Annotated in this window: 15 protein-coding genes and 1 tRNA gene; 8 read left to right on the top strand and 8 right to left on the bottom strand. The window is 58.2% G+C overall.

Annotated features, from left to right (window positions below; translation table 11 throughout):
- The first annotated feature begins 141 nt into the window (after nucleotides 1-141).
- From KQP88_RS08340 to KQP88_RS08325, 4 genes are all read left to right on the top strand, one after another.
- The gene (locus tag KQP88_RS08340) at nucleotides 142-594 is read left to right on the top strand and encodes a hypothetical protein (protein WP_253950568.1); all 453 of its coding nucleotides are present in this window, start codon (nucleotides 142-144) and stop codon (nucleotides 592-594) included.
- 89 nt (nucleotides 595-683) lie between these two features.
- Entirely contained in the window at nucleotides 684-1,223 is a 540-nt protein-coding gene (locus KQP88_RS08335; RefSeq protein WP_216705369.1) for a cytochrome b, read from the top strand.
- Nucleotides 1,224-1,472: 249 nt separating this feature from the next.
- A complete protein-coding gene (locus KQP88_RS08330) occupies nucleotides 1,473-3,647 on the top strand; it encodes an outer membrane assembly lipoprotein YfiO (protein WP_216705368.1) in 2,175 nt (724 codons plus the stop codon).
- Between the two features lie 6 nt (nucleotides 3,648-3,653).
- A complete protein-coding gene (locus tag KQP88_RS08325; protein ID WP_198729259.1) occupies nucleotides 3,654-4,367 on the top strand; it encodes a DUF3142 domain-containing protein in 714 nt (237 codons plus the stop codon).
- A 2-nt stretch (nucleotides 4,368-4,369) separates the two neighbouring features.
- On the opposite strand, the gene KQP88_RS08320 is transcribed toward KQP88_RS08325, so the two are convergent.
- Nucleotides 4,370-4,927 carry a cysteine hydrolase family protein gene (locus tag KQP88_RS08320; RefSeq protein ID WP_216705367.1) on the bottom strand — a complete coding sequence of 186 codons (558 nt, stop codon included), beginning with the start codon at nucleotides 4,925-4,927 and terminating at the stop codon, nucleotides 4,370-4,372.
- A 293-nt stretch (nucleotides 4,928-5,220) separates the two neighbouring features.
- Here KQP88_RS08320 and KQP88_RS08315 point away from each other — a divergent pair, with 293 nt between their 5' ends.
- From KQP88_RS08315 to KQP88_RS08305, 3 genes are all read left to right on the top strand, one after another.
- A complete protein-coding gene (locus KQP88_RS08315; protein ID WP_216705366.1) occupies nucleotides 5,221-5,970 on the top strand; it encodes a 3-oxoacyl-ACP reductase family protein in 750 nt (249 codons plus the stop codon).
- A gap of 175 nt (nucleotides 5,971-6,145) precedes the next feature.
- A tRNA-Ser gene (locus KQP88_RS08310) sits at nucleotides 6,146-6,235 on the top strand.
- Between the two features lie 86 nt (nucleotides 6,236-6,321).
- Complete coding sequence (locus tag KQP88_RS08305; protein WP_216705365.1) at nucleotides 6,322-6,690, top strand: c-type cytochrome; 369 nt, start codon at nucleotides 6,322-6,324, stop codon at nucleotides 6,688-6,690.
- Between the two features lie 15 nt (nucleotides 6,691-6,705).
- Here KQP88_RS08305 and KQP88_RS08300 read toward each other — a convergent pair whose 3' ends face one another.
- Nucleotides 6,706-6,870, bottom strand: coding sequence for a DUF6021 family protein (locus KQP88_RS08300; RefSeq protein ID WP_216705364.1), 165 nt, complete (start codon nucleotides 6,868-6,870; stop codon nucleotides 6,706-6,708).
- Nucleotides 6,871-7,010: 140 nt separating this feature from the next.
- On the opposite strand from KQP88_RS08300, the gene KQP88_RS08295 reads away from it, so the two are divergent.
- Nucleotides 7,011-7,415 carry a DUF4124 domain-containing protein gene (locus KQP88_RS08295; RefSeq protein WP_216705363.1) on the top strand — a complete coding sequence of 135 codons (405 nt, stop codon included), beginning with the start codon at nucleotides 7,011-7,013 and terminating at the stop codon, nucleotides 7,413-7,415.
- A gap of 56 nt (nucleotides 7,416-7,471) precedes the next feature.
- Here the strand turns inward: KQP88_RS08295 and KQP88_RS08290 are convergent, their stop codons facing one another.
- From KQP88_RS08290 to KQP88_RS08265, 6 genes are all read right to left on the bottom strand, one after another.
- The gene (locus tag KQP88_RS08290; protein WP_216705362.1) at nucleotides 7,472-8,035 is read right to left on the bottom strand and encodes a hypothetical protein; all 564 of its coding nucleotides are present in this window, start codon (nucleotides 8,033-8,035) and stop codon (nucleotides 7,472-7,474) included.
- A 778-nt stretch (nucleotides 8,036-8,813) separates the two neighbouring features.
- Nucleotides 8,814-9,038 carry a hypothetical protein gene (locus KQP88_RS08285; RefSeq protein ID WP_216705361.1) on the bottom strand — a complete coding sequence of 75 codons (225 nt, stop codon included), beginning with the start codon at nucleotides 9,036-9,038 and terminating at the stop codon, nucleotides 8,814-8,816.
- A 387-nt stretch (nucleotides 9,039-9,425) separates the two neighbouring features.
- Nucleotides 9,426-9,782, bottom strand: coding sequence for a hypothetical protein (locus KQP88_RS08280; RefSeq protein ID WP_216705360.1), 357 nt, complete (start codon nucleotides 9,780-9,782; stop codon nucleotides 9,426-9,428).
- Nucleotides 9,779-10,771 (bottom strand): CdiA family toxin C-terminal domain-containing protein, encoded by a 993-nt coding sequence (locus tag KQP88_RS08275; RefSeq protein WP_216705359.1) that lies wholly within the window; start codon nucleotides 10,769-10,771, stop codon nucleotides 9,779-9,781. Before KQP88_RS08275 ends, KQP88_RS08280 begins: the two co-directional genes overlap by 4 nt.
- Nucleotides 10,772-10,971: 200 nt before the next feature.
- The gene (locus KQP88_RS08270) at nucleotides 10,972-11,319 is read right to left on the bottom strand and encodes an immunity 8 family protein (RefSeq protein WP_216705358.1); all 348 of its coding nucleotides are present in this window, start codon (nucleotides 11,317-11,319) and stop codon (nucleotides 10,972-10,974) included.
- Nucleotides 11,320-11,327: 8 nt separating this feature from the next.
- Nucleotides 11,328-25,457 (bottom strand): two-partner secretion domain-containing protein, encoded by a 14,130-nt coding sequence (locus KQP88_RS08265; protein ID WP_216705357.1) that lies wholly within the window; start codon nucleotides 25,455-25,457, stop codon nucleotides 11,328-11,330.

Below are 25,457 nucleotides of genomic sequence, written 5' to 3'. Positions count from 1 at the left end.
TATGAAGCCAGGCGAATGCGCAGGTTCCGTCATTTGTCAAACTCGTGCCCGCCTGCCGCTCGTCATCACGGAATGAACTTCATGCAGGCTTTGTGATTCGCACTATCGACAGTTCCTGAGACGTGAAGAGAGATAACAACAATGACTCTGCGACTCTGCGTGAAACCCGCTATGGCGCTGGCAGGCTGCCTGCTGTGCGAGATGGCGCTGGGGCAAGCGTGCGATGTGGTGACACGCCCTGCCAGCGCGCAAGTTCCGGTGGTCCAGCCGCACATCTGCTATGAATATAAAGGCATGCCCGAAGGTGCCATTGACTGGTCATGCAGCAACGAAGACAAAGGCTCATCGCCCAAGGAAAAACGCAAGGTCGATACCTGCCCCGAGGGCGCAGTGGCGTCGTGCAGGGCAACCGCGACCACGGAGTCCCTGGCCAATGAGCGCTCGACCAGCAAGGAGCCGGGTGATGGCACGGCTCAGGTTCCGGATGGCGCACAGGTCGTCACCTGGTACTACGAAATAAAGGAACAGGCACAGGCCAGAAATGACTGTGAACAGAGCGGTGGAACGTTCAGTTATCCCCTCGAGAAACCCTGAACTTCAAGGCATGAGGTTTGCTTTACTCAGGAGTGATTGTAAAAGTGTCAGGAAGCTGGCTTGCGAACAACATGACAAGGGTCACAACCGTGGATTTACCGTCGTCTGAACGCTATACCTCACAGGCCAAGTGGCTGCACTGGATCATAGCCGCCCTGATTGTGCTGGCTTATGCCTTGATTCTCAGCCGTACCCAGTTCGGCAAGGGATCGGAATACCGGACCTTCGTCGTGCAAAGCCACTTCTGGGTCGGCATCGTGATATTGGCCCTGGCCTTCTTTCGTCTGGCAGAACGTCGTCGCAATCGACCACCGGAAATAACTCCACCTCTTGAGGGTGCCCTGCGCCTGGTGTCGACCGTGTCGCACTATGCCCTGTATGCATTCCTGTTCGCCCAGCCGGTGCTCGGCGTGCTCACGGTGATGGTTGAAAAAGGCGCCTTGCCGATACCCCTGACAGAACTGCAGATCCCCTGGCCCTTCCCCACCTCAGGGCGCGTCGCCGAACAGTTCGAAGACCTGCACAAGCTGCTGGCGTCGATCTTCTACTACGTGATCGGCCTGCATGCAGCGGCTGCGATCTGGCATCACTTCGTGCGCAAGGACAATACGCTCAAGCGGATGGTGTGATCGCGTCAGGGCTGTGTAGGAATCGGGCGGCGCTCCGCTTATTCGCGGGACGTCATTGGGGGCGATGGATTTTCTTCAGCTTCACGGGTCTCTCGCGAATAAATTCGCTCCTACAGAAAGGCCTCTCAATTCATTGTTTTACGTTTTGTTTGATGAGCGCGACTTCAGTCACGAAAAGACCGCAAACACAGCGGCATCCTGGCCTGTATGATTGCCAACGCTCACTCTCATGGCTCAAGGACTCCCCCCATGCGCACCCGGCTATTGACTGCTCTGGCCCTTGCTGTAGGTTCTGTTTTCTGCACTCAGGCCCAGGCCAGCGGTGATGACTCCTGTTACCCGAACTGGACGATCCTCAAGGAACGTCTGGACATCTGCAGCAACCTGGCCTTTCTCAGTCCCGGTAACGACAGCCAGGTCAATCTGCGCCTTTTGCTGGCCGATCAGGGTGCGCTGGCACTGCAACCCCATGCACTGAACAACGACGATCTCGCCCAAGGTTATGGCCCGGTGCCCTTTCCTCTTTATCGTCTGGGGGCAATGAAAACTCAGGACGAAGCTGAATCTGCAGAGCAACCTGTCAACGCGACCTTGAGCCCGCTGCTCGACAAACTGGGCATCAAGCACGACATCGGCGAAAGCGCTGGCGATGCGTTTCTGCAAGGCGAAGGCAGTCGCTGCCGCAGCAATGGCCAGACCAGCGCCACTGCCTTTGTCGAGCAGTTGATTGCCAGCCAGGAACTGAGCGACACCGAGCGCCGCGCACTGGCCAATGCGCGCCTGCAATTGCTGACCGTGTGCGGCTGGGACGCCAGCCAACAGGCCGGCATGCTCCCCGGCGATCTGAAGTCTGCCACCGGCAAGGCGTTCGCCACTTATCTGCAAGCCGCCAGCGACTTTTACAGCGGTCGTTTCGCCGAGGCGGCAAAAGGCTTTGCGGCCCTTGCCGACAGCACACAGCCCTGGCTCAAGCAGACCGCGCTGTACATGAGCGCACGCACCGCGCTGAACGATGCCCAGCAAAACGCCTTCAACGAGTATGGCGAACGCTCCACGGAACAACTGGACAAGGCTCGGCTGCAACAGGCTGAAAGCAGCTTCGAGCACTACTTGCAGGTCTACCCCCAGGGCGAGTACGCCGCATCGGCCCAAGGCTTGCTGCGGCGCGTGCACTGGCTGGCCAATGACGCCGACAAACTCGCCAGGGACTTCGCCCTGCAACTGACAAAAACCAGCGATACGCAGCGCAATGTTTCCCTGGATGATCTGGTCAGCGAGGTGGATACCAAGCTGCTGACCGTCAACCGGCAAGCCGTACAAACGCCCTTGCTGATGGCCATCAATGACCTGATGTGGATGCGGGAAAAGTCGACGCCTCAATTGACCGAAGCCGATCTGCAGGCGCAGAAAGCGATCTTTGCCGAACAGCCAGCCTTGTATGAGTACTTGCAGGCTGCATTTGCCTTCTATGTCCAAGACAACCCGGCAAAAGCCCTGACGCTGCTGCCAGATGAGCCACCGGCCACTCTCGACTATTTGAGCTTCAGCCAGCAGATGCTGCGCGGCCTTGCACTGCAAGCCAGACAGGACTGGAAAGCCGCCCAGGCCTTGTGGGAACACCTGTTGCCACTGGCCAAACAACCGCTGCAACGGGAACAACTGGAACTGGCCCTGGCCATGAGTTACGAGCGGGATGAGCAACTGGCCCGTGTCTTTGCGGCAGACTCGCCGATTCAGTCGCAACAGGTTCGCTACACCCTGCTCAGGCATGTGGCCGACGCGGATCTGCTGCGCCAGCAGATCACTCAAGGCCCGGATGCCACCGAACGCAACACCGCGCTGTTCGTCCTGCTCTACAAAGACCTGCTGCGCAGCCGCTACGCCGACTTTGCCGAAGACTTCAAGCGACTGCCGGCCACGCTTCCCGACGAGAAGCTGGGTTACAGCCTGGGTTATGTGTACGAAAAGGGACCGGAACTCGCCCTTTTCCACTGGCAAGGCGACAAGGCCCAGTCCGGCTACACCTGCCCGAGCATCGCCCAGACAGCCGCGGTCTTGCAGGCTGACAACAAGAACCCGCAAGGCCTCAACTGCCTGGGCGAGTTCATGCTGCGCAACCAGCTGGACAGCATGCCACTTGACCAGAAGCGTCACGCCGACAGCCTGGGCGGCACTGCGCCAGGATTTGCCGGCGAGGTCTTCTCCCGACTCGAAGGTTACAAGCTGGTCATCGCCAACCCCAAGGCGGCTCGTGACGACAAGGCCTATGCGCTGTTTCGCGCGATCAACTGCTACGCACCTTCGGGCTACAACAGTTGCAACGGTAAGGACGTGGCTCCCGCCGTACGCAAGGCCTGGTTCAAACAGTTGAAGGGTGAGTTCGCCGATACCCGCTGGAGCAAATCGCTGCAGTATTACTGGTAAAGCGCGATGAGTGTCTGGCGTTATCTGCCGCTGCTCTGGCTGCTGGGTCCGCTTCATGCCTGGGCAGCGGTGGACGCCTCCGATTACGATGCCTTCTGGTTATGGGGCGGCGTCAACTCGCAACCGGTGCTGGCGCAGGCCAGGACGCTGTATGTGTTGCAAGGCCAGATCAGCACCTCGCGCCGGGACCCGCAACAGCGAGTGGACTTCATCGCCCAGGGCATGGCCGTGACCCGGTTGCCTCAGGAACAACTCTGGGTGGTGTATCGCGCCCACACTCTGCGCTGGCCGGAACCGGTCTACCGCCAGTTGCTCGGCCAGGTCGAGCGCTGGCGACAGGCAGGCAATACGCTGGTCGGCATCCAGATCGATTTCGATGCCCGCACCCGCTACCTGAATGAATACGTCGACTTCCTGCGGGACCTGCGCCGTCGTCTGCCGCCCCAATACCGCCTGAGCATCACAGGCCTGATGGACTGGAGCAGCAACGCCGACGCCAGTGCCATCGGCAACCTCAAGGGCGTGATCGATGAAGTGGTGGTGCAAACCTATCAGGGCCGCCACAGCATTCCCGACTACGCCGCCTACCTGCCCCGCATGAACCGCCTCGGCCTGCCCTTCAAGATCGGCCTTATTCAGGGCGGCGAATGGCAAGCGCCGGGGTATCTGCAGGACAATGAGTGGTTCAGGGGGTATGTGGTTTTCTTGCAAAATCCATAGGGCTACAGGCCTCGCAAGACCTCTGCCGCTGCAAGCACGGTTGCATATTCGCCATGCAGATTGCCCAGCGACATGGCATGCACCTCTTCGGCACTGCGCGGCGTTCCGAAAAAGTCCTTCCCGTCAAAGGTAAAGCAGGCGTCATGTACCACGATGACCTCAAAACCCAGATTGCCGCCGGTGCGGGCCGTGGACTCCACCGAGTTGTTGGTCACGACTCCCACAATGACCACCTGAGAAATCGAAGCCTCGCGTAACCAGGCTTCCAGCAGCGTCCCGCAAAACGCATCCGGCACCTGTTTGCGCAACTCGCGCTCGGCGGCTTGCGGCACGAACGCGGGTTGATAGTCCACGCCGGACTGCTCCGGCCAGAACACAGAATCGGGTGAGCGGGAAAAATGCCTGACATGAATGACTGGCCGTCCGCTCTGTCGCCACGCCTGCAATAACTCCACTATCCGGGTTTCAGCCTGCGGATTGTTACGACGCCCCAGTTTCGGATGATTGATGCCCTGTTGCATGTCGATCAGGACCAGAGCGCTGTTGGCATTGATATCCATAAAGTGAAGCACTCCTGTGGGCTAATGCCGATCAGTCAAGGTCAAGAATCAATTTGTGGGAGGCAGCTTGCTGGCGACTTCACCTACAGGCACAGAATATCTGTCGGTTTTCAGACCTTTTCGCCAGCAAGCTGCCTCCCACACGTTTTGTTTATACCTGAACTGATCAGCATTACTCCTGTTGGCGTTTTTTAGTCAGCGCAGCTCAGCAGTATGCAGGACGACTGTGCAGGCCTCTACTACGCTGAAACCTCCACTCTATCTCCCACGTTGCACTCGCTCAGGAGAACATCATGAATCAGCACGCAAGCCTCGCCGGTAAGGTCGCCCTCGTTCAAGGCGGCTCACGCGGTATCGGTGCCGCCATTGTCAGACGCCTGGCCAAGGAAGGTGCGGCCGTTGCCTTCACTTACGTCAACTCCGAAGTCAATGCACTCGACCTGCAGGACAGCATCAATGCCAACGGCAGCAAGGCACTGGCCATCCGCGCTGACAGCGCCGATGCCAACGCCATTCGCCATGCCGTACAGACCACCGCCGAAACCTTCGGGGGCCTGGATATTCTGGTCAACAATGCTGGCGTGCTGGCCGTAGGCTCACTGGATGAATTCAGCCTGGAAGACTTCGACAGAATCCTGGCCATCAACGTGCGCGGCGTGTTCATCGCCACTCAGGAAGCCGCCCGCCATATGAACGAAGGTGGCCGCATCATCAACATTGGCAGCACCAATGCCGACCGCATGCCCTTCGCTGGCGGCGCGCCCTACGCCATGAGCAAATCGGCACTGGTCGGCCTGACCAAAGGCCTGGCCCGGGACCTCGGTCCACAGGGCATCACCGTCAATAACGTGCAGCCAGGCCCCGTGGATACCGACATGAACCCGGCCCATGGCGAGTTCGCCGAAAGCCTGATGGGTTTCATGGCCATCCCGCGTTATGGCAAGAGTGAAGAAATCGCCAGTTTCGTGGCTTACCTCGCCGGTCCAGAAACCGGCTATATAACTGGCGCCAGCCTGACCATCGACGGCGGCTTCAGCGCCTGACCCGCCCGCAACACATCCGCCCCATCGGCCCCGAGCCCGGCAAGGAAGCCGGGAACGCGCCACAAAGCTGAACTTTTTGCTTAAGCGCATGAAAATTCTGAAAAAAAGTTTGCGTTAATAAAACGTTTCGAATACATTAGCGCGCCTCGACAGACACAACAGTCTGAAGAGATACGGTGAAGTGTCCGAGTGGCTTAAGGAGCACGCCTGGAAAGTGTGTATACAAGAAATTGTATCGAGAGTTCGAATCTCTCCTTCACCGCCAAATTAGAAAAACGCGAAGCCCCTGAATTCACAGAATCTCAGGGGCTTCGTGGTTTTCGGCGTTTGAAAAATGCCCATGGGACGTACATGAAAAAAACCGCGCTACTGATACTGGCCCTGCTGATCCAGACAACCGCCCAGGCTGCCGGCGATGCAGAAGCAGGCAAGGCGGTCTTTACCCGACTCTGCTCCGGCTGCCACAAGATCGGCCCCTCGGCCCGCAGCGCATTCGGCCCGCCTCTCAACGGCATCATCGATCGCCCGGCCGCCCAATATCCAGACTACAAGTACACCCCCGAGATGCAGGCTTCCGGCATCGTCTGGACCCGCGAAAAAATCAGCGCCTTCGTCAAGGACCCAAGCGAAATAGTACCCGGCACCCGCATGAAACTCTGGTGGATGGGCAACGATCAGCGCATGGAAGACCTGCTGGAGTATCTGAATGCCAACAAATGACTTTCTGCCGGGCCCTTACTTTTCCGGATTGTAAGGCGGGTAATCATCCTGGGTGCCCCTCTCTTTCGCCGGTGTCTTCGCAGGCTTCACAGGGTCCATTTGCGGATCCTCGACATCGGGGGATTCCGTGTTGAAATCCGGGTCGTCAGGGTTGCCAGTCTTCGATTTATCGCCTGCCATTGCGTACCTCCAGTCAGTTCGGTTTGAGTCTGCTACCTGCACGTCAGAAAACCTCAGCCCCCAAGAGTGCGACACAACAGACCAGCGGTAGCCGCAAGCCTGGGCAAATGCTAGCCTTGCGCCATCGACGGAGAGACTTCATGAAATGGCCTTCACTGGCGCTGGCAGCCGCAGCGCTGAACTTCACCGGCACCGCCCACAGCGAAATCTTCAAATGCACCTCACCTGAAGGCCATGTGAGCTTCGCATCCATCCCGTGCGCTGAAGGCGACGCAAACACCTCGCTACAAAGACAAGGCCCTCCCAAAATGCTGCGCCAGGGCGAACCCGTAGACCACGCCCACAAGGTCAACCTCAAAGCCACCGAATACCTGAAAATCAGTGGCCGGGCGAAGGTGAATGTCTACGAGACAGAAAGCTACAAACAATACCAGCGAGACAGACCACCGCCACCGACGGCGGTATCGCAGTGCAAGAGCCCGCGCTATGACAGCCAGTGCTTTGATCCGTCGGGTGGGTATTCGTCGAAGAAGGTGGGGAAATGATCGGGGTTCGATAAAAGGGACGTATTGATATCGTCCCTTTTTTATCTGATGGATCGTTAGCGTTTTACTTGAGGAATAATGAGCGGCACATAGACCGGCCCGGCAGGCGCTGGAGGTTTCACTGCACCGTCGTTCTCGACCACTTTCACGCCCTTGCTTCTGATCGCCTCGAACAGACGCACAGTGGCCTCACCATCGATATAACCGCCCTCATCAATCATGGCGCTCAAGGCAAGCTGGCGTCGCTCTTCAGTCAACTGCACCTGCTTGTTCTTGAGAAACGAATACAGCGACACCGTCCTGAGTGCAGCCAGATCGACACGGGCAATTTCCGTGTACTTCATCTGTTTGGCATCCCAACCTTGCACATAAAGCCCGGTTGCGGTCAGGGCGTAGGTGCAGAAGTAATATGGGCCAGTGGTGGAGCCGGGCGTGGAGACGATGACCGAACAACGCCCGTGCTGGGTGATCGGAGTGTTCAGGTCTGGGACGTCTTTGACGATTTGGGAAGGGAATTGTGCTCGGTCGTAGTAGATGGTGGCTTTGTCGTAGGAGGTGGTGTTGCAGGCTGACAGGAGGGTTGTCAGGCAGAAGGGAAGTAAGAGTTTGAGGGTTTGCATGGGGGAAAGCCTTAAAAAAAGGAAATATATAATATTGCTATTTTATGAATATACGAAAAATTCGTTCAGGAAATTATGAGAACACTAAAGAGCACCCTTTCAAGCAAATTTATTAGAAAATCATGAAAGCACAAAATAATACCCCTTCAAAATAATTTTACACCTTCATTACACAAATAGCCTTAGATAGAACCATTACCTAGAGCCTAGAGCCTTAATATCCTTAGCCACAGGAAAAAGATTGTTCTCCACCATCCAGCATAACGATATCAGAAACTCCCATCTTCCAGTTCGTAAGGATACCTCCTCCTTCCTACACGAGCCATAATAAAACCCTTGGCTTACCCATGTTCAACGGAAAACTGACTGTCGCTTTTTTCAAAAAATAATCTTCGACAATTACTGCTACAGCCTGTCCTTTGACAACTACTCTCCCCCAGTCCCCTATCAGCTCATAGCCATCATCACACCCAAAAAGGCTGTCTATATTGCCATATCGAACTCACCCGAAGCATCTGCATATGCCATGAACCTCCGATCAACCCATTCGAGGGATTCCACATTTAGAAAATGCAGCGAGACCTTTCTGTAACAATATACCTCCCCTTTTTGCGGCCTCTTATATTTCGGATGATTTTCAGTAAGAACAGCATCCAACTCAAAAGCTAGTTCCCCCTCTCTCTCGTCAACCGATAAAACGTAGCTTTCTTCCAGGTAAATACTTGAAAGCGAGGGAATCTCAAAGTAGTTCATACTCACTCTCACAAATCAAAACCAACTAAAAGAACTCTATACACCCCCCCCATTCCACTTCAAAATCTTCTAGCTGGGCTTGAAGCCCAGCCTCATGGTCGAACCAGCAATCAAACCTTTCAAGATCACTTTTCTTCAAGTAAAGATAATACCCACCAGTGTCGCCATCACGGTCGTCCGTAACAATAATTTTCCAGCCAGAATATTCGCCATTGACAACAGTCCCCCTCCGAACAATAGACATATCCATACCTAGTCTGCACAGGGAGCATGATTGTTAGAAATATATTCTCCACTCATAGGATCTTCAACTCCAAAATTTACATGCAGAATTCCTTGGTGCCATCAGCGCTATGGAACACTCCAGAGCCAAGTTTACAGATTTCACTATACTCGGGGGGGGGGCTTAACGTAACCACTTTAACCGAACTACTTAGCTTTCACTTTCAGCCCATGAACTTTTGTGGCTGAGCTTGACTTTGCAATAGCTATAATACTTACCCAAAAACCAAGCCCTTACCTCATTATAAGTCACTCTATCTTCCATTACGGCGTCTTCCTCGCTCGTTGACACCTCATCGACCACAACCGAAAACGTCCCCTAAATCAAATCAGCCGCTACATTTTATTAAAAAACTCAAAGCCTATAATTAGCTATTAGACTAGCTACCTCATCAGCTTTATTAGGACTTTTATCAGCAAGGGCAAGCAAGGACTCTTTTATAGCCTCGCGAACCACTTCAAATTCATAGTTTCGAAACCCTGGTTCTATCCCACTAAAATCACTATCAGCTAAAAAATCATAAGATTCACAACCCGCATCATCTTTCAAATACTCAAACTCCCAACCTGGATCTCCTGCAAGTCCTACATGCGTTGTAAAAAACCTCTTTAAAAGCTCATTTAGACCAAAGTCAGAATAATGCCCAATAGCAAACCAAAGCACCCAAAACAATAGATCCCTATCATCTCCTGGAAGCTCACCCCACTTCATTTCACAACACCGATAGGAAAAGCCGTAGGAACATACACCTGCTCGCCTCTAATATTAATTGGAACTTGAAATCTAACCTTCCCCACAACGACCTCCTGCACCGAACCACCTGTTAATTGATACTGAATCAACGCTTTATGAGCGGCCTCATTAGCCATATTCGCCATATCTGGATAAACTTTTGGATCATATACTGTCTTGACTGCATCTTTCGTAGCATTTGGCAATCGATATTCTACTTTATAGATCCCTGGAGCGACTTCAAACCTTGATGACGTACCCGAATGCTCTGTCAATGCTTGCATAAAATTTTCCAGATCATGGCCTCCTGATATCTGCTTTCCTGAGCGGGTTGCATCTACAAGGTGATCTTTCAGGTCAGGTCGAACAACGCCACGACCAACAAAATCGGCATCAGGTAACAGATAATCAGCTAGTCCGAGGTTGCTACTAACATTTCCACTATTTACGTCCCCCGCCCGAACCCACTTACCACCAACCCACTTGACCGCAACCCCACCAATCGTCGTGGTAATCAAGCCACTTACAGTGTCGAAAATGAGTTCGCCAGCTTGCTGCTCGGACTGCGCGAGTAATTGGTCTCCCACACGCTCAAGCCCTTGAGCAGGTATGGGACTGGTCGCCCATCCGGCTACTGAACCCGCAGCGGACCAAACGCTCTGCGCAGCTCCCGCCAAAGTATCCAAAGGATGAGTGACGGTACTGACTATACCGCCAAGGACCTCACCTGGCCATTTGATGAGAGCGTTAGCAGCGCCGATGCCCCTCTCGGAAAGCATGTAGCCCAACGTTTTTGCAGGGTCGTATCCGTCAAAAGTTATCTCGCCCTTATCAAGCCCCTTACTGGCAAAGTAATCGTCGTAAAGGGCTTTGTTGTAATCCTCCAGAGACCAGCCACCCTCCTGCAAGGACTGAAGCTGAATAGCGCGTGCTCGCTCTTGCAGCTCATATTCACGCTCTTTATGCAACGCCCTACATCAACTGTAAGGTTATACGTTTTGCCGAGGAAAATTAAAGCTCCAGCGGCTCAACCTCAGATGAGGTGTTCTCGCTGGCGCCATCTTCCAGGGACTGCAGCCTGTCGCCTGGTTTCAGGTCGATTAGCGGTACGAAGTCACGTTGGGCGGCTACTAAAGCGGATAGACGGTATTACCATTAGCGTTTCTTCCTAGGCTTGGTAATCATCAAACTCCCAAAAAAACACCTTTCCTAGCTGTATAACGATAGCCTCCCAGCTGTCTCCCTCACAACGATTCACATATTCATGAATCAATTCATTAATAGTCGAAAAATTATATTCTCGGACAATTAATAGACCTCTCCCCCAACGCTCCGTCCATACTGTCTCCTCTAGCCACTTCGGAGTACAGATTAAAAGCTCAAAGTCATCTGCTCCTTGCGTGCAATCAAGCCCAATTCGAATACGAAGGCTCAAAGAAAAACTCTCTATATTCTCAGGGCAGTAATTTTCAACATCAAAAATATCATTAGAAATCCCCTTTACAACAGCACGCATCATCCCTCCTAATCAGCCACATTCAAATGACCATTACTTACTTTTACACGCTGGCCTGTTATAGAATTAATTTTGTACATTTCAAAGTTTGCCTGCACGCCTGTCGTTGCAAAAGATGAATCTTTAGGTGTTGGCGGTCTATATACTCGGGTACCGTCTGCGCTAATCAGACCAAGCCCATCACTTGTTTTTTTCGCACCATCTCCAACCCAGGTTTTGCCCAACTCATTAGCTTCGTAAGATGTACCTTGACCTATAGAAAAGTTTGGATTTTTCGTTCCACTACCGCTTACGGCCGCCGCTAATCTCGAGTCCTGAGCAGCAATTTTGCTCAGGTTTTCTTGTATCAGTTGCTCTTTTAGCTTTGGATACAAGGCCGCATTTTCAGCGCCGGAGCTAACAGTTCCACCGTTGCTCCCAAAATACCCCTCCGGCAAGACGCAAGGCCCGGTGTTATGCACCCAGGTCTTCAGCTTACCGACGTAGAACGTATGCCCGACATCGACCGTAAGGTTATACGTTTTGCCCTCGGGCAAGTAAAGCTCCAGCGACTCAACCTCGGATGAGGTGTTCTCGCTGGCACCATCCTCCAGGGACTGCAACCTGTCGCCTGGTTTCAGGTCGATGACCGGTACGAAGTCACGCTGGGCAGGTACGTAGAACGGGTGGCCCGGTGTAACCAGCAGGGTTTCATTCTCGGCCTCACCGTCCTGACGCACGCTTTTAAGTTTGAGGCGGTAGATCGGCTGATCGGTACGCACATGCGTTGCAAGGATCGCTGCTGCAAACGGCTTGCCGCCTTTCTCGGGTTTGCTCCAGACAATATCGCCGACCTTGAGCGTATCGATTGCTCGATCACCGTCAGGGGTGGAAACCATCGTTCCGGCAGCAAAGCAGCAAGGGCCTTCTGAACCGAAGTTGTTATTCGCAAGATCAGGTGCGCCTTTACCCGTATCGTTTTTGACGACAGCCTTCTCGAGCATCTCGTCCAGCTTGGAACCAACGGCTTTTGCAACATCTCCGGTGAGCTTGACGCCGGTTTTGCCAACAGCTCCGGCCCCGGTTACTACGCTGACAGTACGGATCAGTAACAAGGCCTGCTGGGCAGCCGATACATCGGTATCATAAAGAGCATTGAGCTTGTCGCTTAGGTCTTCATTGAGTGCAACGGCAGCACCTTCGCCAATGGCATTTCCACTTTCCCTGAAGCCATCGACGACACTTTGAGGGAGTCCTTTAATCCCTTCCCATAACCCACTCACAACAGCAGATGGATTATCGACGGCTGCTTTCAGCAGATCGATTGATCCGTCCTTCAAGTCAATGCCGGAATCCTTGATCTCCTTGATCAGACCAGAGCTCAACTCACGGCTGATGCCGCTCTGTACGAACTGTCGGTAAAACGTGCGATCAGCCGTATCCGCGAACATTTCCGGCCTGAACAGTTGCTGACCATTCGTGGTGAAAAGCGCTTGAGCTTCCCCCAAGTCATTGACGAAGGTTTTCTCTGAGGATGAAAGAAACGCTTTCGCGGCACTGTCATCCCCATCAGCAAGTCGAGCCCGCCATAGATAATCCACATCTTTCAAGGCTTGCTGACTCAGGCGCTCCATAGCCTCTTGCTCAGTGATGCCTACCTTGTCAGCAAACTCTTTAGCATTTTCTTTAAGCCATTTTTCTTCGAGTGGGTGCAACTGGCGGTTGTATTGGTCTGCCATTCCGGCAACCCACACAGCTTTATCGACATCACCTCCGGCCACACCTGCGGCAGTCAAGCCCACAAGCTTTGACGCGGCCTCACGGAACTCTGGGTGTTTGCTCAGTACATCATTCAGCACTCCAGCCATTGCTTGACTGGCACCTGCAGCAACGGCTCCGGTCATGAAGTCACTACCGGTTGCCGAAGAGACAGCACCTCCCATCAAGGCATGCAATGCGGTACGCCCCATGCCACCCTCAGCCCAGAAAGCCATCCCTTGCGTATCTTTCTTACCGAAGGCTTTCCAATAATTTTCGTCCGCGATACTACCGATCTGATAGAAACCGACCGCTGCCACCACGTTCCCTGCCTGCGAAACAAGACCGCTGGCCAGATTGTCACCGAGGCTGCCACCATTAATGGCCGTATTGATCAACCCCGAAGCCACCCCCTGCGCACCGGCATTGACTGCAAAGCCACCAATGCCACTGAGTGTCGACAGGTCAAATCCTTTGGTAAAACTATTAAACGGTTTGGCAGTACCCTTAAAATTAGGATCAATAACGCCAGTGGTGATACCTGCCGTCAGACCAGCAATAGCGGCGTTCTTCAAGCCGTCACTACTGAATGTCTCCTTTAAAGCTGCCCCTATGTTGCCTTTGTTATTGATGGTGCCCACCACAGCTGTACCCGCCATAGAGGTCAGGGCTGCGGTGGCAATCACATTGCCAAGACCCGCTGCGGTGGCCGCTGTAGCCGCTGTCGTTGCAGTGGCCGTTGTAGCAGCCGTTGCTGCTGCCATTGTGGATCCGGCCCCCACAAAACTCCCGGCAGATGCTGCCAGCGCACTTGCTGCACCAGCAGTCAATACGGTCACAATGATCATGATCGCCAACATCGCGCCCTGACCCAGACTGGAATTGCTGTATTTGAAGGAGTCATGCAGCTCCTTCACCTGCCGCCAGTCCACATCCCCACGCTTTTCGGCCTCTTTCAACCAGGCCAGTTGCGGGTCAGCCTGGACCATGGCATCGATGGTCTGGCTGACGGTTTGCTGGTCAACTTGTTTGATATCGATCTTCAGGCCTTCAACAGCACGAATCGCAAGCTCACCTTTGGCCACCATTTCTGTCTGGCGCAGGGTTTCGTCGGTGCGGCCCTTCCCTTTCATTGAGGTCCAGGCCAGGCTGCTACTGCTCTTGGTATGGCTCTCCTGATGCAGGTCCTTCACCCCTTCAAAGGTGATGCCCCCACCACTGTCAATGGTCAGATCATTGCCACTGGTAAGCTTGGCCACCTGATACAACTGGTCGCCACCGCTCTCCAGCGTCAGGTCGCCGCCGGATGTGATTTCGCTGCCGACATTGCGGATATCGGTCACTTCATCGCGTTTGGTTTTCTTTTTGCCCCAACTGCCTTTGCTCTTCTTGTCGTAGAGGTAGTAGTCACTGTCCTGCGCGGCCAGGATGCTGAGGTTTTCGCCTGCCGAGAGGTTGGCGTTTTCGCCTGCGGTGATTCGGCTGGAGATGACGGCCAGGTCCTGGCCGGCGTTCAGGGCAATGCTGCCGCCGGCATTCAGGTCGGCGGAGACTTGTTTGACATGGTCGGTCTGGACGGTGAGCTTCTTGCTTCTGGACAGAGAGTGGGTTTCGTCTGCCGCCGAGCTGATGGTCATGTTCTCGGTCGCGGCCATGGCGATGTTGCGCTTGGCGTCGATATCGCTGGCGACAACATTGATATCGCGTCCCGACAGGGCCATGAGGTCACGGCCGACGCTGACGCTGGAGCCCAGTTGCGTGATGCTGGACTGGGTATTGTTCGGGCTGAATGTACGCTCTGTTTCGGTTTGTGCCGCGCCGATATTCAGGTCACGACCGGCAATCAAGCTGAGGTCACGACCGGCCTGCAGGGTGCCACCGATATTCATCACATCGCGGCCAGCCTTCATAACAAGATCGTTTGCAGACTCGATACGGGCGGCATTCTCAACGAAGTCCTGAAGCACCCCAGCACTTTGCTGATCGCGAATAACGGTACGCTCGTTGACAACATCGCCACGGGTAGCGCTCAGCGTTACATCGCGGCCATACAGAATGCCGCCCGCCTTGTTGATCAGGTCGTTGCCTGCCAGCAGGTCAAGGCGATTGCCTGCCTCGATCAGGCCGACGTTGACCAGATTCGTGCCCGCCGTTGCCGACAGGTTATTGGTGGCGCGTAATGTCCCGACGTTATCGAGCTCTTGGCCCGCCGTCAGCGTGACATCGTTGCCCGCGATCAGCGCACCGGTCGGGCCAAGGCGGTTGTTGGCCTGGGCCAGGTAGAGCACGGGCACCAGGACTTTTTCGCCATTGACCTCATGTTCTTCGAGCCACACGATGTCGTGGGTCAGGGCTGCCACTTGGGGTGGACTCAATGTCACCCCGATCGCCAGGTTCAGTTGCTCCTTGCTGGCGATGGCGTTGTTCATCAGGTACTTGAGCTGGGCCTCGTTGGAGGTCTGCCCGGCCAGGAATGCCTGACCGGTACGGGCCACGATGGCTTGCTGGACAAGACGCTGTTCGTACAGGCCATCACCGAGGCGCTTGGCACTGGCTTCCGGGTCGTAGCCCAGGCCGGCCAGCAGGTAGTCCGAACTCATGAACTGACGCAGGTCGGTCAGGACCGGGTTGGTTTCGATCAGGTATTTATGTGGATTCGGCGGCGCTGTATTACCGGGTAAGGCCTGGACCCGGGCGACCTGGCTGATCGGCGCAACCGTCGGCGTGGTCGTGCCGTTCTGAGCCGTGGTGTTGCTGGAAGCCACAGGGGTAATGACGGGAACGGTTGTCGCCCCCTGACCGGGCAAGGGAACGGTGCCGTTCTGGCCCTGAACCTGGGTCACGTCGGCAACCTGCGTCAGACCTGTGGACCCGGCGCTATGACCGGTGAGTTGCAGACGGGTCGCTGAATCGGCCGGGGCACTGGAGTCAAAGGCGGAAGCGTTGGCGCTCAAGCCCGAGTTCTGTCGGACCACATCGGCCAGTTGGCGAGTGGCCGCCGAAACCTGCCCGGCTGTCCCGAACTGAAGTGTTCTGGCCTGGGTATCGGAAACGGTTTGCTCGCGTTGGGCGACAGATACGCTGGCACTGCCGAGCGTCCAGTTTTGGGGCGCAGTGCTGGTTTGGGTGGCGGCGACGTTACTGCCGGTCTGGGCACTCAGGCGGAACAGGCCATTCTGGCCGGTGGGCAGGCTGAAGCCTGGCAGGGTCAGTGGGTTGACTTGTTGTTGGGACAGATCAGGTGGCAGTTGGGCGTTGACGCGAATGATCGCCGTGCCAGTACCAGAGGGGCTGATGCCCTGTACTTTGCTGGTGCCGCCAGCGGCTACATAGTCTTGGCGAATGACGCTATTCTGCAAATTCTGGGTGGCTGTAATAGATACACTACCACCCGATTGAATGACGGCGCTTCGGCCTGAACTTCCGCCATCTACAACCTTTTCAACATCACTTACAAGCCCTGAGCGCGTGATTAACTCAGGCACTTCAACAAGATTATTTCTATCGTACAAAGATACAGGCACCGCTGGATAACTACGAGGCAGATAAGCAACAACCACAGAAGTTACCGCATCCTTCACAACAGTCCTAAAGCTTCGAAGGTCAGTTTCCCTACCGGGCCTAAAAAAGGTTTCTTCAGAAACAACACCCAACCTAAGACTACCAGAACCATCCACATAATAAAAACCAGGAAACTCAGGATTATTGCGTTGATTATAGTACAGCGCGTACTCCAATGTTTCAGGACCATTAGAAGCATATGTCCGCGTACGCTCTATCGACCCACCAACCGCACCAAGATTTTTTACATTAACAGCACTAATATCAATATCACCAGCAGCACTAATGGCACTTTTACTATTTAAAAAATCGTCGCCACTAAAATTAAAATTCCTACCCGAAACCAACAGTGACGAAATCGTAACATCAGCATCTTGGCCACCTTCAAAATACTCTTTAATAACGTAATCCACTAAATAACTACCATTACTACAAATTTGGCATTTAGTGGCCAAAATCCCCTTTACCAAAGTCCGACCCGCAGTAGAAACCTGCGTGCTATCCGAACCTTCCGTGCGGTTCTCAAACGCCGTCGCACTGATCGCAAAGTTGCCGCCACTCTCCATTGAACCCGATATATTCGAGACCTGATTGGCCCGCTCAACGCCATACCCTTTGATGGTCAAGTTATTCAGCGCATAAAAGTCGCCCTTGAGGTTGGTCAAACTCCCCACATTGGCCTGCATATCCCCGCCGCTGAAGATCAGCCCCTGGCTGTTAAGCAGGCTCGCGGTAGTGAAGGTGAGGTTTTGCGTCGCGCCCAAGGTGCCGTAGTTGGTCACACTCCCGGCATTGACGATCAGATCGGCCGCCGACGTCAGTCGCCCGTAGTTGCTGGCCAGACCAGTGATGTTGAGTTCGGTCCGGGCGCCGCCCATGAGGCTCGCCGTACTGGTGAGTGCCAACTGGCTGGCCGTCAGGCCCAGGGTGCCCAGGCTGCTGGTACGCCCACCTCCCCCATACCCCCCGCTCAGATTCAGGCTCAGCGTCCCGTCACTGGCGATCACTCCCTCATTCGTCCAGCTTCCACCCGTGCCCACAAACGCACTCGACGCCAGCAGTTGCCCGCTGGCGGTCTGGTTGAAGGTGCCGACGTTGACGGTCAGGTGACCGGCCTGGATCACGCTGCTGTTGGTCCAGTTATCGGCCGTGACGGTCAGGCCGCCGCGGGTCACGAGGTTGCCGCTGGCCTGCATGAGGTTGGCGGTGGAGAGGTCGAAGGTGCCCGTGCCGGCATGCAGCAGGTTGCCGCTGGCGTTGAGGAAGCTGGCAGCATTGAGGATCAGGTTGCTGTTGGCCACTTCCACGGTGCCGCGGCGGTTGTCGAACAGGGTACCGATCTGGAAGTCGGCGGCGTCAAGGGTGCCGAGCGAGCGTATCTGCCCGGTCTGGTTGTCGAGGCTGGCGGCCTTGATGGCCAGGGTGCTGTCGCTTTCGATGATGCCCAGGCGGTTGTTCAGGTCGCCGGTCAGCCTGAGGTCGACCTGGCCCCCGGCGATCTGGCCGTCGTTGTCGCCGCTGTTGTCCAGGTCCTTGGCAATGACCCGCACCAGGCCTTTGGCATAAATACCGCCGTTGCGGTTGTCGAGGTTGGCGGTGGTGAGCAGGGCTTCGCCGGTGCTGGCCGAGACGCGGCCGCCGTAGTTGTCGAAGCCGCCCAGGGCGGTCAGGCTCAGGCGCTGGGCCTGGATGACGCCGCCCTGGCGGTTGGCCGCGAGGTCGTAGCCGTTTTTCAGCACGCCGCTGATCTGTGCGGTGAACAGCCCCTTGAGGCTGGAGAGCAGGCCGCCACGGTTGTCGAGGCGGGCGGCTTCTACCGTCAGGTCGCCGTTCTGGGCGATCAGGCGACCGTTGAGGTTGTCGATGCCTTCGCTTGTCTCGACCTTGAGGGTGCTCTGGCCTTGTACCGCGCCCCGGGTGTTGTCCAGGCTTGTGGCGTCCAGTTCCACGCCCGCGTTCTGGCTGTAGATCAGGCCATCGGTGTGGTTGAGGACCTTGCCGGTGGCGGTGATCAGCAGGGTGCCGTTGGCGGCGACGGTGCCGGTCGTGCTGTTGTCCAGCAGCCCGGTGGTGAGAGTCATCAGGCGCTGGCTGATCAGTTGCCCGCCCTGGTTGTGCACGGCGCTGCTGCGCTTGAGCAGCCAGTCACCGCCGCTGGCGAGTTTGCCGCCGGTGTTGGTCAGGGCGCCGATCAGGTCGAGGGTGGCCTTGCCGGTGCTGATGAGCGTGCCCGCGCTGTTGTCGAGGGCGTTGGCGGTGAGTGTCAGGTCCGCACCGCTGTCGATCAGGCCGCTCTGGCTGTTGTTCAGCAAGCCGGTGACGGTCAGGGTCTGCGCGGTGCCGCTGGAGAGGATGCCGCCACGGTTGTCGAGGCTGTCGGCGGTCACGGTCAGGGCGGTCTGGCTCACCAGTGCGCCCGCGCCGCTGTTGAGCAACGCGCCGCTCAGGTCCACGTCCACCGCCCCGTTGCGGCTGGACAGGGTGCCGCGGTTGCGGTTGTCCAGGGACGTGGCGGTCACGTCCAGCCCTTGCCAGCCGGAAATCAGTCCGTTCTGGTTGAGCAGGCTGTCGGCGTTGAGGGTCAGCAGGTTGCTGCTGATGAGTTGGCCGCCGCTGTTGTCCAGGGTCTGGGCGGTCAGGGTGAAGCTCTGGGCGCTGGAGATTTCACCGCCCTGGTTGTTGACGTCCCGCACCTGCTTGACGGTCAAGGGACCTGTGGCGGTGATCAGGCCGGCGCGGTTGTTGAGGTCCGCACCGTTGAGGTCCAGGCTCAGCCCGGCCTGGCCGATCAGGCGGCTGGCATCGAGGGACAAAGCCTTGAGGACCAGGGTCATATCGCCCTTCGCGGAGACTTCACCGCCGGTGTCGGCGCTCAAGCTGTCGGCAGTCAGGGTCAGGGTGCCCTGGCTGTTGATCAGGCCTTTGACGCCGGTGTCGAGGGCGGCGCTGTCGAGGGTCAGGGCGGTGGTGCCCAGCAGTTGCCCGGCCCGGTTGTTGAGGTCACCGGAGGTGATTTTCAATGTTTCGGCGGCGTTGATCAGGCCCTTGTCGCGGTTGGTGAGCAGGCCGGTGACGGTGAGGTCCAGGGCGTTGCGGCTGGTCAGGGTACCGCCGCTGTTGTCCAGGCTGGCAGCCGTGGCATCGACGCCTGCGGCGGCGATCATGCCTTTGACGTTGTTCAGGGCCTGGGCGATGCGCAGGGTCAGCAGCTGGTTGCTCAGCAGCGTGCCGCCGCTGTTATCCAGCGACTGGGCATTGAGGGTAAAGGCCTGGGCGCTGGAGATTTCACCGCCCTGGTTGAGCACGGTCTTGAGGTTTTTCAGCAACAGGGTCCCGGGGGCGTTGATCAGGCCGCCCTGGTTATCCAGCAGGCCCTGGTTCACGTCCAGGCTCAGGGCGGTGGCGCTGGTCAGGCTGCCCTTGTGTTGTTCCAGGCTGCTGACGCTCGCGACCAGTGCCTGCTGGCTGGCAATGCTGCCGCCGTGGTTGGTCAGTCGGGCGGCGGTCAGGTCCAGGCGCTCGCCACTGCTGATGCGGCCTTTCTGGCTGTTGTCCAGGTCGCCGGTGTCGATCGTCACCCGGCCCTTGGCGCTGACGGTGCCTTGCTGGCTGTTGTCGAGGCCGGTGCTGGTCAGGGTCAGGGCATCATCGGTGACCAGTTCGCCGCCCTGGTTGCCGAGAGTGCCGACCATGTCGAGGGTCAGGGTGCCGGCACTGGAGACGCTGCCCGCCGTGTTGGTCAGGCTGCCCGCCTCGATTGTCAGCTTGCCTTCGCTGCTGATCAGGCCCTGGGTGTTGTCCAGTGCGCCCGAGAGGTCGAGGCCCAGCCCCGACAGGCCACTGATCACCCCGCCGGTGTTGTCCAGTGAGGCGCCGGTCAGGGTCAGGCCGGTCTTGCCGGACAGGACGCCGTCGTTGCGGTTGGTGGTGGCCTTGGCGATGGCGAGGGTCAGGGCCTGTTGCGCCAGCACCTGGCCGCCGCTGTTGGTCAGGGTCTGGCCGGTCAGGGTGATGCCTTGCTGGCTGGAAATCTCACCGCCCTGGTTGTCGATGTCCTCCACCGTCAGGGTCAGGGCATCGCCAGCCCCCACAAAGCCTTTGAGGCGGTTATTCAAGGTGTCGCCGGTCAGGCTCAGCGAGCCCAGGGCGAAGAGTTGCCCGCCCTGCTGTTGCAGGTTGCCGATCACCGCGGTCAGGGCTTTCTGGCTGGAGATCTCGCCCTGGGCGTTGTTACCGGTCGCGGCGCTGACGTCCAGATCGCCATCGGCAATCACGGTGCCCTTGACGTTGCTCAGGGCCTGGTCGACGGTCAGGGTCATATCCGCCCGGCTGCTGATCAGACCTTCGTCGTTGGTCAGGCTGTCGCTGTCGATGGTCAGGCCGGTGGCCGACACGGTGCCCTTGAGGTTACGGAAAAACTCGACCAGGTCCAGGGTCAGGGCCTGGCTGCCCAGCAGTTTGCCGCCGCTGTTGTCCAGCGACTGGGCCTTGAGGGTAAAGGCCTGGGCGCTGGAGATTTCGCCGCCCTGGTTGTCCACCGCCTTGAGGTTTTTCAGCAGCAGCGCGCCCGGGCTGTTGATCAGGCCGCCCTGGTTGTTCAGTTGCCCGTTGTTGAGGTCCAGGCTCAGGGTGGTGTTGCTGAACAGCTCGCCGCCTTGCTGGTCCAGGCTGGTGACGCTGGCGGTCAGGGCCAGCGCACTGGCGATGCGCCCCGCGCTCTGGTTGATGACCTGACCGGCGATCAGTTCCAGGGTGTCGCGGCTGGTCAGTTGCCCGCCCTGGCGGTTGTCAAAGGCACCGGTGGTGACTTTGGTCGCGCCCTGGCCGGACAGCTTGCCTTTCTGGCTGTTGTCCAGGCTGCCACTGACCACCGTCAGGGCCGCATCGGTGGTGATCGAACCGCCCTGGTTGATCAGTGCGTCGTCGGTGGTGACCTTGATCGCACCGGCGCTGGACAGCGTGCCGCCGGTGTTGTCCAGGGACGCGGCCTTGACCGTCAGCGCCGCTTCGCTGCTGAGCAGGCCGGCGCGGTTGTTCAGGGCACCGGTCAGGGTCAGGGTCTGGGCCAACTGGCTGGCCAGGGTGCCCCCGGCGTTGTCCAGCCGCTGGCCGTCCAGGGTCAGGGTCTGGCCGAACAGCAGGCCCTTGTTCTCGTTGATCACCCGCTCGACGAGCAGGTGCAGGGCGGTCCCGGCCAGCACCTTGCCGCCGTCGCGGTTGTCGAGCCGATCACCGATGAGTTCCACGCCCACCTGGCTGGACACTTCACCGGCCCGATTATCGATGTCGTCAACGGTGAGTTTCAGCGCTTTTGTGGCGCCTACCAGGCCACCGGCCCGGTTATCCAGGCTCTGACCGGTCAGGGTCAGGGTGCCCTGGGCCACCAGTTCACCGCCCTGCTGGGACACGGTGTCGACCGTGGCGATCAGGTCACTCTGGCTGGCAATGCGGCCCGACCCGTTGAGCAGCGTGTCGGCCTGCAACGTCATCACGCCCACGGCATTGAGCAGGCCGTTCTGGTTGTCCAGTCGCTGGCCGATGAATTCCAGTCCGGCCTGGCTGGTAATGGCGCCCTTCTGGGCAGCGGTCAATCCGGTCTGGCTATTATCCAGGTCACCGATGAACAGTTTCATCAGCTGGTCGGCGCGGATCACCCCGCCCCGGTTGAGGGCGCTGTCGCTGTGCACGGTCAGCAGGTCCTGCCCCACCACCCGGCCGCCCTGGTTGTTCAGGACCTGGCTGGTCAGGGTGAGCATGCCCTTGGCCTGCACCTGCCCGCCAGTGCGGTTATCCAGGGTGCCGGTCAGGGTGATGTCCAGTTGGCCATCGGTGAGCACGGCACCGGCCAGGCGGTTGTCCAGGCTCGCGGCCCGCAGGTCCAGCCCCAGCCCGGCCCCCAGGGTCCCGGCCTGGTTGTCGAGGGCTTGAGCCAGAATGACCGTCAGTTCCTCGTCAGCCATGACCTGGCCTTCGGCGTTGTCCAGGCTCTGGGCCTCTACAGTAATGGCCGCCGCACTGCTCAGCAGGCCCTGACGGTTGCTGACGTCGCCGGTGACGTCCAGCGTGAGGCCCGCCTCGCTGCTGACCTCGCCGCTGTCGTTGTTCAGGGTCGCGGCCGTGAGGTCCACGCCCTTGCCGGACACCAACCCGCGCAGGTTGGTCAGCGCCTTGTCGATGCGCACGATCAACGCCTCGTCACTGAGCACCGTGCCGTCGGTGTTGTCCAGCGACGTGGCCGCCAGGGTAAACCCCTGGGCGCCGGAGATTTCGCCGCGCTGGTTATTGACCGTGCCCAGACGGGTCAGCAGCAACTGGCCGGGCGCGGTGATCAGGCCGTCCTGGTTATTGAGGTGACCGTTGCCCAGGTCCAGGCTGACGTCACCCTTGCTGTACAGGCGACCGTCGGCGTGCTGATCGAGCCCCGTGACCACCGCGGTCAGGGCCATGGCGCTGGCGATGCGTCCTGCTTCGCTGTTATTGACCTGCGCTGCCGTGAGGCGCAAGGCCTCGGTGCTGGTCAGGCGACCGTCCAGGTGGTTGTCGAAGGCGCCGGTGGTGACGGTGACGCCTTTGCCCGCAATGCGCCCGCTGCGGCTATTGTCCAGACGCCCGCTGGTGAGGGTCAGGCCCGTGTCGCTGAGCACTTCGCCGCCCTGGTTGACCATGGCGTCGGTGACGGTCAGGGTCGAGGCGCCCGTGCTGGTGAGACTGCCTGCCGTATTCGTCACCGCACCCGCATTCAAGGTCAGCAGACCCGTGCTGCGCACGACGCCTTGGGTGTTGTTCAAGGTGGCGGCCGAGAGTTCAAGACCCGTGCCGGACACCCGCCCGCGCAGGTTGGTCAGCACCTGATCGATGCGCACGATCAGCGCCTGATCGCTGAGCACCTTGCCGTCGGTGTTGTCCAGCGACGTGGCGGCCAGGGTAAAGCCCTGGGCGCTGGAGATCTCGCCACTCTGGTTGTTCACTGTGCCGAGTTTTTTCAGCAGCAACTGCCCAGGCGCGGTGATCAAGCCGTCCTGGTTATTGAGGTGGCCGTTGCCCAGGTCCAGGCTGACGTCGCCATTGCTGTACAGGCGACCGTCGGCGTGCTGATCCAGACCCGTGACCACCGCGGTCAGGGCCATGGCGCTGGCGATGCGTCCCGCTTCGCTGTTATTGACCTGTGCGGCGGTGAGGCGCAGGGCCTCGGTGCTGGTCAGGCGACCGTCCAGGTGGTTGTCGAACGCGCCGGTGGTGACGGTGACGCCTTTGCCGGTGATGCGACCGCTGCGGCTATTGTCCAGGCGACCGCTGGTGAGGGTCAGGCCCGCCTCGCTCAGCACTTCGCCGCCCTGGTTGACCACGGCGTCGGTGACGGTCAGGGTCGAGGCGCCCGTGCTGCGCACAACACCCTGCTGGTTATCCAGCGAGGCAGCATTGATCGTCAGCGTGCCCGCACTGGAGATCAGGCCCTTCTGGCCGTTCGACACGCCACTGGCCGTGACCTCGACGCTGCCGCCCTGGCTCAGGATGCGTCCTGACTGGCGGTTATCAAGGGTCGTGGCCGTGATCCGGGTACTGGCCTGCCCGCTCAGGGTTCCGCCCTGGTTGTTCAGGGTCTGGGTGGCCGTCGCCTGCAGGGCGCGGCTGGCCACGACGCTGCCGGTGTTGGTCAGGTTGCCTGCCGACAGCACGACATCGCCGGTGGTGTTGCGGCTGTTGTCGGGATTGATGCCCGCTTCGATGATCGCGGTGTTGGTCAACTGGCCGGTGCTGGACAGTGTGACGACGTCGCGTGCGGCGACGTTTTGCTGAATCGCAAGATCGCCCGGTGTGGTGACCGACAGCGAGGTGCCTGCATACAGCGGGCCCTTGACCTCGACCGCATTGGCCTTCACTGCCACCGCCCCGCTGGCAACCGCCTGGCTCAGGGTCAGCTTACCGTTGGCATCGATCTGGATATCACCGGCACTGGCCGCCACATTGCTCGCCAGCCTCACCCCGACACCCGCCTCGGTGCCCACCAGTTTCACCGCCCCGACGTACATGCCGCCCAGCGCCGAGCTGTCGATGGCCAGTTCCGGCTTCGCGCTGCCATCGTCCGCCAGCGCCGTGGCGCTCAGGGTCTGGGCATCGACGTCGTTGCGACCGGCGATGATGTTGAGCTTTTTCGCGTGCAGCTCGGCGTTGATCTTCGCGCTGCGGGTGATGATGTCGAACTGATCGACGTTATCGGCGTTCAGCCCCAGCCCTTCGATGGCCACGCTGCCGTTCTGGACATTGAAACGCACCAGACCGCCGTTGCTGTCGAGCACCGGCTTGCCGGTGGTCAGGGTCACCTGGGGAGTGTTGAGAAAGCCGCAGCCATTACAGGTGATCCCGTACGGGTTGGCCACGATCACCCGCGCCGCCTGCCCGGCCACTTCGGTGTAGCCCTTGAGCTGGCTGGCGTTGGCGCCCACCACTTCGTTGAGAATGACCTGCGCCGCCACCCCATTGTTCAGGTTCGGGTTGCCGACGATGATCCCACCCAGTTGGGTTGCGCCGTTCTGCTGGGCAATGTTGTTGAGGATCAGGCCCTGGGCGTCGACGTTGTACTGCTGGAACTGGTTATGCGACAGCCCCGTGGCATTGGGTGTCGCGATATTGACGATCGGCACGCCATTGCCCGCCTGCGCCAGGCCGGTCCCCGACCCACTGACCACAATCCCGTCGGCCTGCGCCCACATCGGCTGCCAGAACATGGCATTGGCCAGGATCAGCGCAATGCCGCGCTTGGGCAGGCCCCAGAAGTGTTCACGTTCTTTCAGGGCAGCAGAAGGCTGACGGGCAAGAAAAGCCAGTTGGCGGACGTCCAT

The sequence above is a fragment of the Pseudomonas lijiangensis genome (assembly GCF_018968705.1).
GTDB classification, from domain to species: Bacteria; Pseudomonadota; Gammaproteobacteria; order Pseudomonadales; family Pseudomonadaceae; genus Aquipseudomonas; species Aquipseudomonas lijiangensis.
This window is presented reverse-complemented; position numbering and strand designations above follow the sequence as displayed.

Coding starts and splice junctions, on each gene's coding strand:
- KQP88_RS08340 (WP_253950568.1), top strand. CDS start 142: ATGACTCTGCGACTCTGCGTGAAACCCGCTATGGCGCTGGCAGGCTGC.
- KQP88_RS08330 (WP_216705368.1), top strand. CDS start 1,473: ATGCGCACCCGGCTATTGACTGCTCTGGCCCTTGCTGTAGGTTCTGTT.
- KQP88_RS08325 (WP_198729259.1), top strand. CDS start 3,654: ATGAGTGTCTGGCGTTATCTGCCGCTGCTCTGGCTGCTGGGTCCGCTT.
- KQP88_RS08320 (WP_216705367.1), bottom strand. CDS start 4,927: ATGGATATCAATGCCAACAGCGCTCTGGTCCTGATCGACATGCAACAG.
- KQP88_RS08315 (WP_216705366.1), top strand. CDS start 5,221: ATGAATCAGCACGCAAGCCTCGCCGGTAAGGTCGCCCTCGTTCAAGGC.
- KQP88_RS08305 (WP_216705365.1), top strand. CDS start 6,322: ATGAAAAAAACCGCGCTACTGATACTGGCCCTGCTGATCCAGACAACC.
- KQP88_RS08300 (WP_216705364.1), bottom strand. CDS start 6,870: ATGGCAGGCGATAAATCGAAGACTGGCAACCCTGACGACCCGGATTTC.
- KQP88_RS08295 (WP_216705363.1), top strand. CDS start 7,011: ATGAAATGGCCTTCACTGGCGCTGGCAGCCGCAGCGCTGAACTTCACC.
- KQP88_RS08290 (WP_216705362.1), bottom strand. CDS start 8,035: ATGCAAACCCTCAAACTCTTACTTCCCTTCTGCCTGACAACCCTCCTG.
- KQP88_RS08285 (WP_216705361.1), bottom strand. CDS start 9,038: ATGGATATGTCTATTGTTCGGAGGGGGACTGTTGTCAATGGCGAATAT.
- KQP88_RS08280 (WP_216705360.1), bottom strand. CDS start 9,782: ATGAAGTGGGGTGAGCTTCCAGGAGATGATAGGGATCTATTGTTTTGG.
- KQP88_RS08270 (WP_216705358.1), bottom strand. CDS start 11,319: ATGCGTGCTGTTGTAAAGGGGATTTCTAATGATATTTTTGATGTTGAA.
- KQP88_RS08265 (WP_216705357.1), bottom strand. CDS start 25,457: ATGGACGTCCGCCAACTGGCTTTTCTTGCCCGTCAGCCTTCTGCTGCC.